1 protein-coding gene is annotated in these 279 nt (G+C 43.4%); it reads left to right on the top strand.

The genetic code is table 11. The features are described 5' to 3' along the window. Window positions 1-29: 29 nt before the first annotated feature. On the top strand, window positions 30-279 hold a 250-nt coding region (locus AAEY78_RS12760; protein ID WP_352339696.1), incomplete at its 3' end, for a TrmH family RNA methyltransferase.

Below are 279 nucleotides of genomic sequence, written 5' to 3'. Positions count from 1 at the left end.
ACTTAACGGTTTGCCTTGATAAAGTGCATATGACTAATAATATTGCGGCGGTTCTTCGCTCTGCTGACTGTGTGGGAATTTATGAAATTCATGCCGTGTGGCCCGATATTGATATGCGGGTATCTGGTAATACCGCCTCTGGAAGCCAACAGTGGGTTAACACAGTCAAACACGACACATTTGCTCAAGCTAATCACGCATTTAAAGCACAAAAAATGCAGGTGTTAACCACCACTTTTTCAGATGCTGCAGTGGATTTTCGCGAGATAGATTATACCC

The organism is Psychrobacter sp. 16-MNA-CIBAN-0192 (assembly GCF_040309565.1).
Classification (GTDB): domain Bacteria; phylum Pseudomonadota; class Gammaproteobacteria; order Pseudomonadales; family Moraxellaceae; genus Psychrobacter.
This window is presented reverse-complemented; position numbering and strand designations above follow the sequence as displayed.